Here is a 16,128-nt window from a genome sequence, read left to right on the forward strand (position 1 = left end):
GTAGCGGTTGTTCTTCGCTGTCGCACTTATTCAAAAACGCATACCGCAACGCGCTGTCCAGCTGTTCAAAAATAGCCAAGTTTTCGGCCCAGGCTATTACTGTGCGCGGCGACATAAGAGTTGATAAGTCGCCACCAGCAAAACCGGAACGAGTCAAACCCGCAAACTGCACCATTGCAGCAACCGTTTGCACTCCTTGTGTTGTGTTCATGAGCGGCACTCTCGCTAGAACAATGTCGCTTTCAGCTTCAGGGGTTAAATAGTTCAACGCCGCCACAACATTCCAACGATCTACTTGAGCCTGGTTCATCACCTGGCTGCCGTGGTACAAGCCATTCAAATTACCAAGTCCAACTGTATTCGACGTAGCCAATAACCTGAAGTATGGATGAGGAGTTATGACTCTGTTTTGGTCGAGCAGGGTAAACTTGCCCTCGCGCTCCAAAACCCGCTGAATAACAAACATTACTTCAGGGCGCGCCGCATCGAGTTCCTCAAACACCAAGGCTACAGGACGGTGTAAAGACCAGGGCACTATGCCTTCCTGAAACTCAGTTATCTGCTGGCTTTCTTTGAGAACAATTGTGTCCTTGCCAACTAGATCAAAACGACTGATGTGACCGTCCAGGTTTACACGCACACAAGGCCAGTTAAGCCGTGCGGCAATTTGTTCTATATGGCTGGACTTGCCAGTGCCATGCATTCCTTGCACCAGCACTCTGCGGTTGTGAGTGAACCCCGACAAAATTGCCAGGGTTACGTCGCGATCAAAGCGATAAGCAAGATCAATATCAGGCACGTAATCATTAACTTCAGAAAACGCTGGAACCGTTAGATTCGAATCAATACCGAATGTGTCTGCTACTGCAACTTTTTGTTGAGGCTCTGCTTCGAAACCATCGATCATACGTAATCTTTATACTTCTCAAGATAACGAACAGGCTTACTCAATGCGTCACGGCGGAATGGGTCGCCAAGTTCACGTGTACACATAACTTCAATAACGGTGGTTTTACCGCCATTCATTTGCATATCAACGGCTTTCTCGAGCGCGGCACCAACCTGCTCTATGTCGTCTACCACAATGCCTTCGGCACCCATGGATTCGCCAATGCTGGCAAAGCTTGGATTGTCGAGTAAGCCACCAACAAAACGCCGGCCGTAGAACTCAACCTGGTTCTTCTGCTCAGCTCCCCATTGACGGTTATGAAACACTACGGCCGTGACTGGTAGGTCTTCACGAACGGCGGTCATAATCTCTCCCATACTCATGCCCCAGGCTCCATCACCGGCGTAGGCAATAGCGGGTCGCTCGGGTGCTGCCGCTTTTGCACCAATCATGGTTGGTAAGGCGTAGCCACAGTTACCAAAGCTCATTGGCGCAAAGAAGCTTCTTGGGCGCTCAAAGCGCAGATAGCTGTGCGCAATTGAATTAATGTTACCGATGTCGGTCGATACCATAACGTCTTTTGGCATTGCCTTTTCAAGCTCGCGAAGCACCATTCGAGGGTGTAACCAATTACCGGCCTCGGCCGCCTGCTCAGCAATCATATCCATGCTGTAGTCGTCTTTCTCATGAGTCCAAGCGTCGAGCTCTTTCTCCCATTCGGCTTTCTCGCTGGCAATTTCAGCGGCTCGCGCTTCACGTGTTGCATCGCAGGCCAACTGCATAGTGGCAAGGCGCTGACTCAAAGCGACTGATGCAGCTTTTGCGTCTCCGCAGATGCCAACTGAGATTTTCTTAACCAGACCTAACATCTTATGGTCAGCGTCAATTTGAATAATTTTGGCGTTGTCTGGCCAGTATTCGAGACCGTGTTGCGGCAATGTGCCAAAAGGCCCCAAACGCGAACCAACAACCAGCACCACATCGGCGCGAGAAATTAGCTTCATGCCGGCTTTAGAGCCTTGGTAACCCAAAGGCCCACACCACTGAGGATGACTAGCTGGGAACGAATCGTTGTGCTGGTAACTGTTTACAACCGGAGCACCTAAACGTTCGGCCAATGCAATAACCTCTTGCACGCCATCGGCCATTATCACTCCGCCACCAGAAACTATTACTGGGTTGCTTGCTTTCGACAACAGCTCAACTGCTGCATTCAATGAGCTATCACCACCGGGCCCGCGATCCAGCCTTTGTGGCTGTGGTATATCGACGTTGATGTCACCGTAGAAATGGTCGCGGGGTATGTTTAGCTGAGTTGGGCCAATTTCTGACATAGCGCGATCAAAACAACGCGCTGTAAATTCGGCCATACGATTTGGGTTGGCAACGTGGCCCTGATACTTCACAAACTCCTGGAACATGGGCAGCTGATGCGCTTCTTGAAAGCCACCAAGCCCCATATTCATCGTGCCTGCTTCGGGAGTGATCATTACAACCGGGCTATGAGCCCAGTAAGCGGCAGCAATAGCGGTCACGCAGTTACTGATACCAGGGCCATTTTGACCAATCACGACGCCATGACGGCCGCTAGCTCGCGCATAGCCGTCAGCCATATGGCCCGCACCTTGCTCATGAACTACCGGAATCAAACGAATTCCAGCTGGCGGAAAAATGTCCATTGCGTCCATAAACGCCGAACCCATAATACCGAATATATCGGTAACACCATGTGCCACCATGGTTTCAACAAAGGCTTCACTGGGGGTCATTCTTGGCATATTAGTGTTCTCTTGAGAATGGTTTAAAAATCATGTGATTGGGAGCCACAGCTTGTTAGATTACCCTCAACCGGCGGCACACAATAGGTCCAGTTTTCAGTTCCGCATGGCTCCAGGGATAAGGGCGGCGAGACGCTTGATTCCGTCCGCAATACGGTCTTCAGGAACCGAAGAAAAGCCCAACCTAAAGTAGTTTAGTGGTGGGTCTGCCTGCATAAAATGCACAGAACCCGGTTCAATTATAATACCCTCAGCTAGGGCTAACAATTTAAGCTGATCGGTATCCAGACGTTCAGGACCTTGCACCCAGCAACTAGAACCACCAAAGCCAGGCATTCGAGCTGCCCCGGCAAGATCACCACTCAGCTCACTATCAAGAGCTTCCATCATTGTTATGCAACGTTGTCGGTAAGTCTTTGCCAAATGCCGGGTTAAGGTATCTTGATAACCCCGCGCTAAAAACAAGGCCACCGCCCGCTGGTTGTTGCTGGCCGGATGCCGCACCATCAGCCGACGCAGCGCGCGTAACTCACTGATTACATTGGCAGGCGCTACAACGTATCCCATGCGTAAACCTGGAGCCAGCGTTTTTGACAGACTACCGACATAAATTACCCGGTCGTTGTGGTCCAGGCTTTTTAATGCAGGCGTTGGGTTAGCAGCGAAATTAATCTCACTTTCGTAATCGTCTTCAATAATCAAAACATCGTTGTCAACGGCGCGCTGTAGCAACTCGTAGCGGCGGCTGATGGGCATAGTCACCGTTGTCGGTGACTGATGGCTAGGGGTGACGTAAATACAGTCACACTCATTAATCTCGTCATTCACTATCAAGCCTTCGGAATCTACAGCTAAAGGTTTGATGGTTGTTTGATTCAAAGCAGCTATGTTTCGCACATCAACGTAGCCGGGGTTTTCCAAGCCAAACGTACTTTCATTGTTGAGCAGCAGTCTTACCAACATATACAGCGCTTGCTGCGCGCCTACAGTAATGAGGATTTGATCGGGCTTGGCCCATATGCCTCGCCGCGGAAGCGAACGTGTTTGAATCTGTTCTATCAGCAGGGGATCGTCATAGTCAAGCTGGTCCGTCGCCCACTCTTTAATAGCGGAAACACTGAGAGCATCGCGAACGCATTCACGCCAATGATTAGTGGGGAACAATGCATAATCTAGCTGACCATAGGTAAATGGGTAGTCATATTCAACCCAGTTCTTGGGTTTATCAATGCTTCTATAACGGCTTGGTGTTGATTTCATCCGCTGCGACCAATTGGGCTCGCCGCCTTGCGGCAAACTTAATTGCGGGTCGATCAGTGGCGTCGCTAACGTATCGGGGTTAACAAAGTACCCGCTTCGTTGCCGGCTTAGGATGTAGCCGTCTTCCAACAAGTTTTCATAGGCCAAGACTACCGTATTGCGGGCCACGCCTAATTGTGCGGCCAAGGCACGGCTTGAAGGGAGCGGCTTCTCCAATGGTATCTGGCCATTCTGAATAGCGGTTACGATTTGCGTACGTATTTGTTTTTGCAGGCTAAAGTCGCTATTCGGAGACAGATGAAAAAGCTGGGCAATGCTCATAGGCGTGAACGCTAAACCTGGACCGACAACAGACGGCTATCTGGCCCTATTCGTGGACCTTAAAGGCCTTATATTATCGCGTTTTTGCTATACAACAACACGTTGTGTCGCTTTAAGTACCTGGGTATCGCAATGAACTCTAACAATAATGTCGTCAAAAGCGACAAAGACCATATTTGGCACCATTTAACTCAACACAAGATCTATGAAGCCAGAGATCCTATGGTCATTGTTGAAGGTAAGGGTATGAAGATCTGGGATAGTAATGGCAATGAATACCTGGACGCCACTTCCGGCGGTTTGTGGACCGTTAACGTAGGCTATGGCCGCGAAAGCATCGCTAAGGTTGTCGGTCAGCAATTAACTAAAATGTGCTATTTCTCCCAAGCTAACGGCAATGAGCCCGCCGCCCGCTTTGCTCAGAAGCTTGTTGAAAAAATGCCTGGCCTGAACCGCGTGTATTTCTCTAACTCAGGCAGCGAAGCAAACGAAAAAGCCTATAAGATCGTTCGCCAGATCGCGCATAACAAATACGGTGGGAAGAAACATAAAATTCTTTATCGGGATCGTGATTACCATGGCACAACCATTACAGCTTTAAGCTCTACTGGTCAGTTACAGAGAAAAGACCAATATGGTCCTTTTACACCCGGTTTTGTTGAGGTTCCCCATTGTTGTGAATACCGTTCCCAATACGGAGATGATGGTGATTATGGCATTAAGGCAGCCCTTGCTATTGAAGAAGTAATTTTGCGCGAAGGACCAGATACAGTCGGCGCCTTGGTTCTGGAACCAATTACGGCCGGAGGTGGCGTGATTACACCACCAGAGGGGTATTGGGAAAAGGTGCAGGAGATTTGTAAAAAATACGATATCTTGCTCCATATTGACGAAGTTGTCTGTGGTTTGGGGCGTACAGGTAAGTGGTTTGGGTATCAGCATTATGGGATCAAACCTGATATTGTCACCATGGCAAAGGGTGTTGCCTCTGGCTATGCTGCAATTTCCTGTACGGTGACGACAGAGCAAGTCTTTGATCAGTTCAAGAATAACCCTTCTGACCCTATGAGTTATTTTAGAGATATCTCTACCTTTGGTGGTTGTACTGCTGGCCCTGCGGCCGCGCTTGAAAATATGCGGATTATTGAGGAAGAAAACCTGCTCGATAATGTGACCAAGATGGGGGATTACCTTCTTGGAAAGCTTCATGATCTTAAGGAAAAGCATGAAGTTATCGGGGATGTTCGTGGTAAGGGGCTTTTCTGTGGTCTTGAACTGGTGGTTGACCGTGAGACTAAGCAACCCGTTGATGAAAGCATTACGCAGGCTGTTGTCGGTGAATGTATGGCCCAAGGGGTGATTATTGGGGCAACCAATCGCAGCTTCAGAGAGTTTAACAATACGATTTGTCTTAGCCCTGCATTGATTTGCACAACTGAAGAATTAGATGAAATTGTCACAGCAATTGATAATGCTTTATCCAAAATCTGTGGATAGATTTAACACGTCTCCTAAATGAAACTTTATCGGGGCTGATCTTTGGATCGGTCCCATTTTTTTGCCACTAGCATTTGAGGTCTCAAATCCAAATTTAGTAATTTTTTTTAAATAATTATCTTTTAATCACACCTGCTAAGGCTGAATTCTAAGAGGATTTTCCTCGTGTTTTTAGGGCTTCAATTTACTGTAAAAAGATTCGTTAAAATCTGGTATCATAGATGGGTAAATCTGGACCTATGTGAAACAGAAAATAGTTGCTTTTCTGGTGTCAGGACGAGCCTACGTTTTGCCCGGATCTTCAGTGCGAAAATTTAAAGATGTAAATTTATAAACTCTGAAAACAGGGCAAAACTTTAAAAGCAAAAGTCGAAACATATAAGCGGCTGGAATTGATCAATATTTTGGTCAATGCCTTTGAGAATTTTCTCTTAAATGATGAGAATAATTTTTGAAATAAGGAATAGATAACAATGAAGATGACGACAGAAGAAGCCTTTGTAAAAGTTTTGCAAATGCATGGTATTGAACATGGTTTTGGAATCATCGGCTCTGCTTTTATGCCTATCTCTGACTTGTTTCCGAAAGCGGGTATCAAGTTTTGGGATGTAGCTCATGAAACGAACGGCGGCATGATCTGTGATGGCTATACACGGACAACCGGAAAAATCGGTATGTGTATTGCGCAGAACGGGCCAGGTATCACTGGATTTGTTACACCTATTAAAACGGCTTACTGGAACCATACGCCAATGCTTTTGGTGACCCCACAAGCTGCCAACAAAACAATCGGGCAGGGTGGTTTCCAGGAAGTTGAGCAGATGGCGCTGTTCAAAGACATGGTTTGTTATCAGGAAGAAGTACGCGATGCGTCCCGTATGGCCGAGGTTCTGAACCGGGTTATTCAAAAAGCAAAACGGGGCTCTGCACCTGCTCAGATCAACGTACCACGTGACCTCTGGACACAGGTTATTGATATTGAACTTCCACAGATGGTTGATATTGAGCTGCCATCCGGTGGCGCAAATGCGATCTCAAAAGCGGCAGAGCTTTTATCTGGTGCCAAGTTCCCTGTAATTCTATCAGGTGCTGGGGTTGTTATCGGGAATGCGATTGCTGACTGTCAGGCCCTTGCTGAGCGTCTTGATGCACCTGTATGTAGTGGTTATCAGCACAACGATAGCTTCCCGGGAAGTCATCCTTTGGCCGCCGGGCCTCTTGGCTATAATGGCTCTAAGGCTGCAATGGAGCTTATTGCAAAAGCCGATGTTGTCTTGGCATTGGGAACGCGTCTTAATCCGTTTTCTACTCTGCCGGGATATGGCATTGATTACTGGCCAAAAGATGCAAGCATTATTCAAGTGGATATCAATTCGGATCGTATTGGTCTGACCAAGAAAGTCACCGTTGGTATTTGTGGTGATGCCAAACAGGTCGCACAGCAAATTCTGTCTCAGCTGAGCCCGACTGCCGGCGATAACGGGCGGGAAGAACGTAAAGCGCTTATCCACCACACAAAATCATCATGGCTACAGGCTCTTAGTAGCATGGATCACGAGGACGATGATCCTGGGACAACCTGGAACGAAGATTCTCGTCGCCGTGATGCAGACCGTATGTCTCCGCGTATGGCGTGGCGAGCTATTCAAGAAGGATTGCCACAGGATGTCATCATTTCCAGTGATATCGGAAATAACTGTGCAATCGGTAATGCTTATCCGACTTTTGAGAAGGGCCGTAAATACTTAGCACCGGGCCTTTTTGGCCCTTGTGGCTATGGGTTCCCATCAATCATTGGTGCCAAGATTGGTTGCCCTGATACACCTGTTGTTGGTTTTGCCGGGGATGGAGCCTTTGGGATCAGCATGAATGAAATGACGTCTGTTGGGCGTGACGAATGGCCTGCGATTACGATGGTTATTTTCCGTAATTATCAGTGGGGCGCAGAGAAGCGTAATACGACCCTCTGGTATGACAACAACTTTGTTGGGACAGAACTCGATCCGCACCTAAGCTATGCAAAAGTGGCAGAAGGTTGTGGCTTGAAAGGCGTTACTGTTCGCACACAGAGTGAACTTACGGCGACATTGAAAGAAGCCACCGAAGCACAAAAGGATGGGGTGACAACCTTTGTAGAAGTCATCCTCAATCAGGAACTCGGTGAACCATTTCGTCGTGATGCCATGACCAAACCTGTTGAAGTTGCGGGTATCAACTCGGATGACATGCGACCACAACAAGGCGTTTGATTGTCTTGGTGTAATTTCTAATCTGGTCCTGAGGTCACTTTGCTCAAATTGATAACAGGCTGTGATTTCGGGACCAGAAGAAGTAAAGACCAAGTGAGAGAACACTACACTTGATTAAGACAAGAGTTGCTCTTGAAGGCATTTAATATTAAAACCAGCGCTGAAGCATTGCTGGTTGGATAGTCACTTGATTGTCGTCCTCCAGGTAGAGTATTCCCTGTTGAGGTAGCTCAAGGTGACAAACCTTTCCAAAAGAATTGATACATATCTTCAGGCTATACCTAGCCAGAGATTCCGGAAGCTAAAATGCTCTAACCTGTTGGAAGACGGTTATGTCGAACATAACGGACAGAAGCTTCTCAATTTCGCATCTAATGATTATCTTGGGTTAGCGCAAAATACTGCAATTCGAGAGCGTGCCGCAGAATGGGCAAAGGCCTATGGCTCTGGAACTGGTGCATCGCGATTGATAACAGGTAACCACTTTACCTATGACCTTATCGAAAAAAAGCTCGCGCAATTGAAGGGATCAGAAGCTGCCTTGCTTTTGAATTCTGGGTTTCAGGCAAATTCCTCTGTTTTGGCTGCCTTGTTAAATACACGGCTCCATGGCGGGATAGGTAAACCGGAAGTATTGCTTTTCTGCGATAAACTCAATCATGCCAGTCTTCATTTTGGTATTCAGGCTGCAAACGCAAAACAAATTCGGTTCCGACATAATGACTTGAGACATCTCGCGCAACTTTTGGAAAAGCATAAAGATAGTAAACAGACCAAAATCATTGTCACGGAAAGCGTGTTTTCCATGGATGGGGATCAGCTGGATGTTCCTGAAATCAGGTCACTTGCAAATCGCCATGATGCTTTTCTGTATATAGATGAAGCGCATGCTACGGGTGTTTTAGGTACGAAGGGCATGGGACTTTGTGCTGGGGGGATCTCTAATAATGAGCTGATTATGGGCACCTGTGGCAAGTCGCTGGGAAGTTACGGGGCTTACGTCGCCTGTTCGCAGAGCATGAAAGACTATCTGGTAAATTGCTGTAGTGGGCTCATCTATGCAACGGCACTTCCGCCTCAGGTGCTGGGGGCCATCGATGCAGCCCTAGATCTCATCCCCGAAATGGATGCCGAGCGTAGGCATTTAGCACATTGTAGCGATAATTTCAGAAGCCTGCTTAAAGACGAGGGCATAGATACGGGCCTGTCATCTACGCAAATTATTCCTGTGATTATTGGTAGTGACGAGGAGACTCTTGCGGTTGCTCATGATCTTGAGGAAAAGGGCTTCTTGGTTGGTGCTATTCGTCCGCCGACGGTGCCTGAAGGTTCTGGACGATTACGGGTTACATTAAGCTCTGTTCATACGGAAAAACAGATAGAGAGTTTGGCGAAAGTAATCATTCAAAGCGTTGCAAACATTTCTGGTGCAAAGGGCAAAGTGTGATGCGGATTGTATTCGTTCATGGATGGGGCTATGGCCCAGATATATGGCAATCCGTCGTGAAATTACTGGGATCTAATATAACGTATGATCAGGTTGACTTGGGTTTCTCTGGAAAAGAACGTATCCCTCAAGGACATTATGATATTGCTGTCGGGCATTCTATGGGCTGCCAGTGGTTGTTGTCTCGGAATGATATTACGTGGGAAAAGTCGGTTTTTATAAATGGCTTTAGTCGCTTTTCTGCTTGCGATTCTTTTCCAGAAGGCGTGCATCCCAGAGTTATTGAGCGCATGCTGCGCAAATTGCCCAAGGCACCTGCGGATGTTTTAAAGTCTTTCCATAAGCTATGTGATCCAGAAGGTAAAACGGATCACCGAACAATGGAAACGCCAGATTTATCCAAACTCACTTGGGGACTTAATTTCTTGCGTGATCAAGATCAACGCTTGAATTTTACCGAGAAAAGTTCATATGTCTTGGCGGATAAAGATGATCAGGTTGTTACAGAGGCGATGACAGTTAAATTGTTTAAAGGCAATCCAGAGTGGACTGAGGGTAAAGGGCATCTATTGCCTTTGACTGATCCGGGGGCATGTTGTTCTGTTATTAAGCGGGCAATTGCAGATCTATGATAGAAGTCGCCTGGAAAAGAGATTTAGCCCGGCGCTTTGGTGCTGCAGCTCAAAGTTATGAAACGCAATCTGAAGTGCAACAAAAGTCCGCGAGGGCTTTGGCGGGGTACATCGCGGCTAAAATTCAAAACAAGAAACCCTTGCGTATATTGGAAATTGGCTGTGGAACAGGATATTTAACCCGTGAATTGCTCAAGCTCTATCCAGATGCACAGTGGTGGGTCACGGATATTTCTGCTGACATGCTCACGAAATGTAAGAGCTCGTTATCAGATAAAGTTACAAACCCTGAATACAGTCAAGATTCAATCTCGCACAGCTTTACGTACGTGCTTGATCATTCCAAAATTCAATTTCATGCAATGGATGGTGAAGCCGTTGATTTGGACGGTCCGTTTGATTTGATTTGTTCCAATATGGCTTTTCAATGGTTCCATGATCTCGAAGGAACATTGGGAAAGCTAAGTGATCTTTTAAGTACTGATGGAATGCTTGCTTTTAGCACACTTTCGCAAGGAACTTTTGGGCTGTGGCACAAGTGCCAAAATGAACTAGGGATTGAAAGACTTGCCCCGGAATTTCCCGGTGCTGTTTTTTATCACGACTGTCTCGGCGGCTTAAATGTTGATACACAGCAACAAAAGTTTGTGCAGTGCCATAAGGACGGGTTGGATTTCTTAAGAACACTACGAGAGATCGGGGCACATTCAAGTCGGGTTGGAAGGTCTTCCCTTAGTATCATAGAGCTACGCGCTTTATTAAAAAAATATGAAAGTTGCTTTACAGACGGCCACATTGAAGCTGATTATGATGTGGTTTTTGTGCTGTGCAGCAAAAATGGCGAAAATTGATACAGCACTTATGCGTTAGGTTAATATTGACCCCGGTGAGGCATGCAGGATAGTCCGATTAAAAAATCAAATGGTTTGTTTGTCACTGGTACGGATACGGAGGTCGGTAAGACTTTTGTTTCTGCAGCTTTGGTTAAAAGTTTAAGGGCTTCCTATTGGAAACCTGTGCAAACCGGACCAGATCGAGATCATGATACACCTGAAATTCTACGATTAATCGGCGGTTCGGATCGTAAAATTTACCCCTGCTCTTACAGCTTTCCTGACCCTTTATCTCCTCATGAAGCGGCACGGCGTGTAGGGCAGACAATTAACCTGGATAACATCAAGCTACCTTTGGTTTCCGATGATGAATTTCTGATTGTCGAAGGGGCGGGTGGTGCTTTGGTTCCTTTGAATGACAAACTAATGATGCCCGATTTAATGGTGAAAGTTAATTTACCTGTGGTCATTGTGGCGCGTTCGGGATTGGGCACAATCAATCACACTCTGTTGACAATTGAAGCTCTAAAAAGTCGAGGCCTCACCTTGGCAGGTGTTATTATGAACGGGCCAGAAAACAAGGGTAATCGGGAAGCAATTGAAGAATATGGCAAAGTGCCTGTGGTTGCTGAGTTGCCCAGATGTGAGGCTGTAACACCTGAAACCATCATCGGACTTATGCCTCGATTGGAGCGCTTTTCAGCGAGTTTGGGCCGTAGCTAAGATCATCTCTAATGAAAAATGATAATAAAAATAGTGTGAAGGGTAAAAATAATGACTGACAACTTTCTTGAACTGGATAAGCGTCATGTTTGGCATCCTTTTACACAAGCTCAAACCGCACCTGATCCTGTGGTTATTGATTCAGCCAAAGGTGTTCTTTTGCGAACCAAAGACGGGCGGGAAATTGTTGATTATATCTCGTCTTGGTGGGTGAATGTTTTCGGACATGCGAACCCAAAGATAGCCAATGCAATTTCCGAGCAGGCTAACAAGCTGGAACAAGTGATCTTTGCGGGCTTTACCCATGAACCTGCGGTGAAGTTAGCACAGGCGCTCAGCACTCTTTTGCCTGGGGATCTTAACAGGGTTTTCTTTTCAGATAATGGGTCGACAGCGGTCGAAGTGGCGATGAAAATTGCCTATCAGCATTGCCGTAATACCGGGCAGGAACAGCGCACGCGCTTCATGACATTTGATGGCGCTTACCACGGGGATACAGTGGGGGCTATGTCCGCGGGTATTTCTTCGCAGATGTTTGATGCTTGGAAAGATCTGTTGTTTTCCGTTGATATCATGCCCTATCCGCATACTTGGGAAGGTGATGATGCGATCGAGGCCAAAGAAAACGCGGCACTTGAAGCGATTGATCTGCACTTGGAAAGGCATGGCAAGGAAGTCTGCGCAATGATCCTTGAGCCGTTGGTTCAGGGGGCAGGGGGGATGCGTATGGTGCGTCCGGAGTTTATCAAGGCTGTGGTACAAAAGCTCCAGTCCCAGGGGATATTGGTTATCTTTGATGAGGTCATGACTGGATTTGGCCGTACAGGCGCGAACTTCGCTTGTGAGAAAATTGGCGTAACGCCGGATCTTATTTGTATCTCAAAGGGGCTAACAGGCGGGTTCTTGCCATTATCCGTGACGGTAGCCACGGATAATCTTTATGAATCCTTTTTGGGCGAAACCTTTGATAAGGCTTTTTGCCATGGGCACTCTTTTACCGCTAACCCGCTGGGGTGTGCGGCTGCTTTGGCATCTATTGAGCTTTTACAGAGCAGTGAAACCCAAAATAATTTTAAACGCATTGAGGCGGCTCATCACAAGGGAATGGAATATATCCGTGCGTTACCTCAAACACGCCATCATCGAATAATGGGTACAATCGGGGCCTTTGACGCGATAGTGGATGACGGTGGCTATACCTCCTCGCTTGGCGGGGAGTTAAAAAAATGGTTTTGGGATCGTAATATGTTAATCCGTCCGCTTGGCAATGTGCTTTATCTTTTACCGCCTTATGTCATTTCTGATCAGCAAATTGATGACGCGTGGAAAGCGATGGCGTTGGCAATGGAAGAACTAAACTCTTTATCGTGATACTGTTTGGAAAAAGCCTAGCAGCATATATGGATTTTTGCAGATTTTGTTGGCGCTTTTCGGCAATACTCTAAAACAGATTTTACGATAAAATACGAAGACAACAGACTTGGATACTTGCCGAGATGACAGGCTCAGGCTAGAACAGCGTCAGAGAACAATATGGAAGTGAAATCCATCATGGATAACGAAGTTGATATTACAGCACCCGAAGAAGTACCACAGTCTGTGAACATTTCTTCTATGGGATTTTCTTCAGGTGAGGCGGCAACAAAAAATAGTGCTGGCACGCAATCTACGGATGTTCGAAACAATTGGACACGCGAAGAAATCGAAGCGCTTTATGATTTACCAATGATGGATTTGTTGTTCCGTGCGCAGACTATGCACCGGACGTATTTTGATCCGAATAAAGTACAGCTCTCGACGCTTTTGAATATCAAAGAAGGGGGCTGTGCAGAAGACTGTAAATACTGTTCGCAATCCTCGCGCTATAAAACTGATGTCGGCGCTAGCAAGCTGATGGATAAAGATACCGTTGTTGAATATGCAAAAAAGGCCAAGGCAAATGGGTCTGGGCGTTTTTGTATGGGAGCTGCATGGCGCAATGTAAAAGACCGCGATATTGATAAAATATCCGAGATTGTATCGGCTGTTAAAGATCTGGGCATGGAAACCTGTATGACGCTGGGTATGCTGAATAAAGATCAGGCTGATAATCTGAAAGAAGCGGGGCTGGATTATTATAACCATAACATTGATACATCACCTGAATATTATCCCGAGGTTATCACGACACGATCTTTTGAAGATCGCATCGAAACCTTGGGTAATGTTCGTGATGCTGGGCTTAACGTTTGTTCCGGTGGTATTATCGGGATGGGCGAAGAACGCAAAGATCGCGTTGGTCTCTTGATGGCTTTGGCTAATCTTCCAAAGCATCCGGGATCTGTGCCGATTAATATGCTGGTACCTGTTAAGGGCACGCCATTTGGTGATATGCAGCGTATTGATAGTTTTGAGATGATCCGGACGGTTGCAGTTGCTCGTCTTATGATGCCAAAATCCTACGTACGTTTGTCTGCCGGGCGTCGCTCATTGGGGGACGAAGGCCAAGCCATGTGCTTTATGGCTGGCGCGAACTCAATCTTTTATGGGGATAAGCTTTTGACCACGGCCAATCCGGAAGAAAACGAAGACATGGCTTTGTTTGCCCGGTTGGGTTTGGAAACTGAGCAAAAGGGTGCTGTTGTTGAGCGCAATCACGAAGCACCGCGAGGCTGTGGCTCACCTGATTGTGGCTGTGTTTAAAGCATCAAAATAGTCCAGTTAAATAACCCTAAATGAATAGCGTATGAAAAAGGCGGCACGTGCCGCCTTTTTATTTGGTTTGTGGGATACTTATCTCTGTTTTGTTTCCCACTCTGGATGAATCCAGGTCGGCGCATTTGATGCTGGCAGAGGGTTGTTACCCAAAATTATGTCAGCTGCTTTCTCTGCGACCATGATGGTTGGCGCATTGAGGTTTCCGTTGGTAATCGTCGGGAAGACAGAGCTATCCACAACGCGTAGATTTTCGATGCCGCGGACCTTACACTCGTTATCTAGGACTGCCATTGGATCGTTATCTGCTCCAATTTTACATGTACAGGAAGGGTGATAGGCGCTCTCGGCATTTTCTCTGATCCAAGCGTCGAGCTCTTCATCCGATTGTAGTGCTGCGCCGGGCTGAATTTCATCCTCGCAATAAGGTGCCATTGATGGCTGTTCCATGATTTCACGGCTTAGGCGGATACATGCTCTGAATGCTTCGCGATCATCTGCGTGTTCGTTGTAATTGAACAGAATTTCAGGTTTATCGTTTACATCGCCTGACTTAATGCGAATGTGTCCTCGGCTTTTGGGTTTGTTCGGGCCGACATGAACTTGGATGCCATGTCCTTCAAAAGCAGCCTGTCCGTCATATCTCATCGCTGCAGGCAAAAAATGATACTGGATATCAGGCCATTTTAAACCAGCCTTTGATCGGATAAAAGCACAGGATTCAAAATGGTTCGTTGCCCCTAATCCGTCTTTGAAAAGTATCCAGCGGGCGCCGATCAAAAATTTGTTCCAAAGATCCAGTTTTCCGTTGAGGGTAATTGGTTCTTTACAGCGGAACTGGAAATAGACTTCCAGATGATCTTGAAGGTTTTCACCAACACCGGGTAGATCATGAAGAACATCAACGCCTGCTTTTTTCAGCACATCTGATGGACCGATGCCTGAAACCTGTAGAAGTTGCGGTGTGCCGACAGAACCTGAGGAGAGTATCACTTCGGTCGAAGCTTTAACCGTTTGGGTGACACCGCCGACTTCTATTTCAATACCAGTCGCTTTTTTACCATCCATAATAATGCGTTTAGTAAGGGCGTTTGATATGACCTTTAAGTTAGGACGCTTTATGACGGGCTTGAGATAGGCGTTTGCCGTTGACCAACGCACACCATCTTTAACCGTCATGTGCATCGGGCCAAACCCTTCTTGGCGGTAACCATTGTAATCTTCTGTCGGTCCATAACCAGCTTCTTCACCTGCTTTGATAAAGGCTTCGTAAAGCGGGTTTTTCATCTCGTTCCCGTTACAGGTGGCGAGCGGACCGTTGTTGCCCCGATATTCGTCGCGACTACCCTTCCATGTTTCTGCCCGTTGGAAGTAAGGAAGACAGTTTTTATATCCCCACTCTGCCGCACCTTGCTCTTCCCATTCGTCAAAATCACAGGCATGGCCACGAACATAGACCATGCCGTTAATAGACGATGAGCCGCCAAGCACTTTACCCCTAGGGCAGTGAAGGCGTCTGTTATCCATATAGGGTTCTGGTTCGGACTCAAAATCCCAGTTGTACCTTTGCATATTCATAGGGATAGACAATGCTGTCGGCATCTGGATGAAAATAGAACTATCACTGCCGCCAGCTTCAATCAGTAATACAGAGTTGTCGGGATCTGCGCTTAAGCGATTGGCAAGGACACAGCCCGCTGATCCGGCACCGACAATGATGTAGTCAAAGGTATCGTCTGACATTGTTAGTAACTCCAGTCAATCAAGGGGGATATCCCCCTTCGTTATTTTAATCTAAAGGTCTG

Annotated in this window: 12 protein-coding genes; 8 read left to right on the forward strand and 4 right to left on the reverse strand. The window is 46.9% G+C overall.

Annotated features, from left to right (window positions below):
- The 3 genes from Q0241_RS18970 to Q0241_RS18980 all read right to left on the reverse strand — a co-directional run.
- Nucleotides 1-907 (reverse strand): AAA family ATPase (locus Q0241_RS18970; protein WP_299380664.1); only part of this gene is annotated, 907 nt, incomplete at its 3' end.
- Nucleotides 904-2,667 carry a sulfoacetaldehyde acetyltransferase gene (xsc, locus tag Q0241_RS18975; protein ID WP_366941204.1) on the reverse strand — a complete coding sequence of 588 codons (1,764 nt, stop codon included), beginning with the start codon at nucleotides 2,665-2,667 and terminating at the stop codon, nucleotides 904-906. The genes Q0241_RS18970 and xsc (Q0241_RS18975), both read right to left, overlap by 4 nt.
- 96 nt (nucleotides 2,668-2,763) lie before the next feature.
- Nucleotides 2,764-4,248, reverse strand: a complete 1,485-nt coding sequence (locus Q0241_RS18980) for a PLP-dependent aminotransferase family protein (protein WP_299380665.1) — start codon at nucleotides 4,246-4,248, stop codon at nucleotides 2,764-2,766.
- A gap of 132 nt (nucleotides 4,249-4,380) precedes the next feature.
- On the opposite strand from Q0241_RS18980, the gene Q0241_RS18985 reads away from it, so the two are divergent.
- The 8 genes from Q0241_RS18985 to bioB all read left to right on the forward strand — a co-directional run bounded on the left by Q0241_RS18985 (nucleotide 4,381) and on the right by bioB (nucleotide 14,311).
- On the forward strand, nucleotides 4,381-5,745 hold the full coding sequence (locus tag Q0241_RS18985; protein ID WP_299380666.1) for an aminotransferase: 1,365 nt from the start codon (nucleotides 4,381-4,383) through the stop codon (nucleotides 5,743-5,745).
- A 473-nt stretch (nucleotides 5,746-6,218) separates the two neighbouring features.
- The gene (xsc, locus tag Q0241_RS18990) at nucleotides 6,219-7,994 is read left to right on the forward strand and encodes a sulfoacetaldehyde acetyltransferase (protein WP_299380670.1); all 1,776 of its coding nucleotides are present in this window, start codon (nucleotides 6,219-6,221) and stop codon (nucleotides 7,992-7,994) included.
- A 235-nt stretch (nucleotides 7,995-8,229) separates the two neighbouring features.
- Complete coding sequence (locus tag Q0241_RS18995; RefSeq protein WP_299380671.1) at nucleotides 8,230-9,441, forward strand: 8-amino-7-oxononanoate synthase; 1,212 nt, start codon at nucleotides 8,230-8,232, stop codon at nucleotides 9,439-9,441.
- Nucleotides 9,441-10,073 (forward strand): alpha/beta hydrolase, encoded by a 633-nt coding sequence (locus Q0241_RS19000; RefSeq protein WP_299380673.1) that lies wholly within the window; start codon nucleotides 9,441-9,443, stop codon nucleotides 10,071-10,073. The genes Q0241_RS18995 and Q0241_RS19000 overlap by 1 nt, the downstream gene beginning before the upstream one ends.
- Complete coding sequence (locus Q0241_RS19005; RefSeq protein ID WP_299380674.1) at nucleotides 10,070-10,924, forward strand: methyltransferase domain-containing protein; 855 nt, start codon at nucleotides 10,070-10,072, stop codon at nucleotides 10,922-10,924. Before Q0241_RS19000 ends, Q0241_RS19005 begins: the two co-directional genes overlap by 4 nt.
- A 42-nt stretch (nucleotides 10,925-10,966) precedes the next feature.
- A complete protein-coding gene (gene bioD / locus Q0241_RS19010; RefSeq protein WP_299380675.1) occupies nucleotides 10,967-11,629 on the forward strand; it encodes a dethiobiotin synthase in 663 nt (220 codons plus the stop codon).
- Between the two features lie 51 nt (nucleotides 11,630-11,680).
- On the forward strand, nucleotides 11,681-13,000 hold the full coding sequence (gene bioA / locus Q0241_RS19015) for an adenosylmethionine--8-amino-7-oxononanoate transaminase (RefSeq protein WP_299380676.1): 1,320 nt from the start codon (nucleotides 11,681-11,683) through the stop codon (nucleotides 12,998-13,000).
- Nucleotides 13,001-13,243: 243 nt separating this feature from the next.
- A complete protein-coding gene (gene bioB / locus Q0241_RS19020) occupies nucleotides 13,244-14,311 on the forward strand; it encodes a biotin synthase BioB (RefSeq protein ID WP_366941205.1) in 1,068 nt (355 codons plus the stop codon).
- Nucleotides 14,312-14,401: 90 nt separating this feature from the next.
- On the opposite strand, the gene betA is transcribed toward bioB, so the two are convergent.
- Nucleotides 14,402-16,066, reverse strand: coding sequence for a choline dehydrogenase (gene betA / locus Q0241_RS19025; protein ID WP_299380678.1), 1,665 nt, complete (start codon nucleotides 16,064-16,066; stop codon nucleotides 14,402-14,404).
- Nucleotides 16,067-16,128: the final 62 nt, after the last annotated feature.

Origin of the sequence: uncultured Kiloniella sp., from assembly GCF_937128705.1 — a bacterium.
Classification (GTDB): Bacteria; Pseudomonadota; Alphaproteobacteria; order Kiloniellales; family Kiloniellaceae; genus Kiloniella.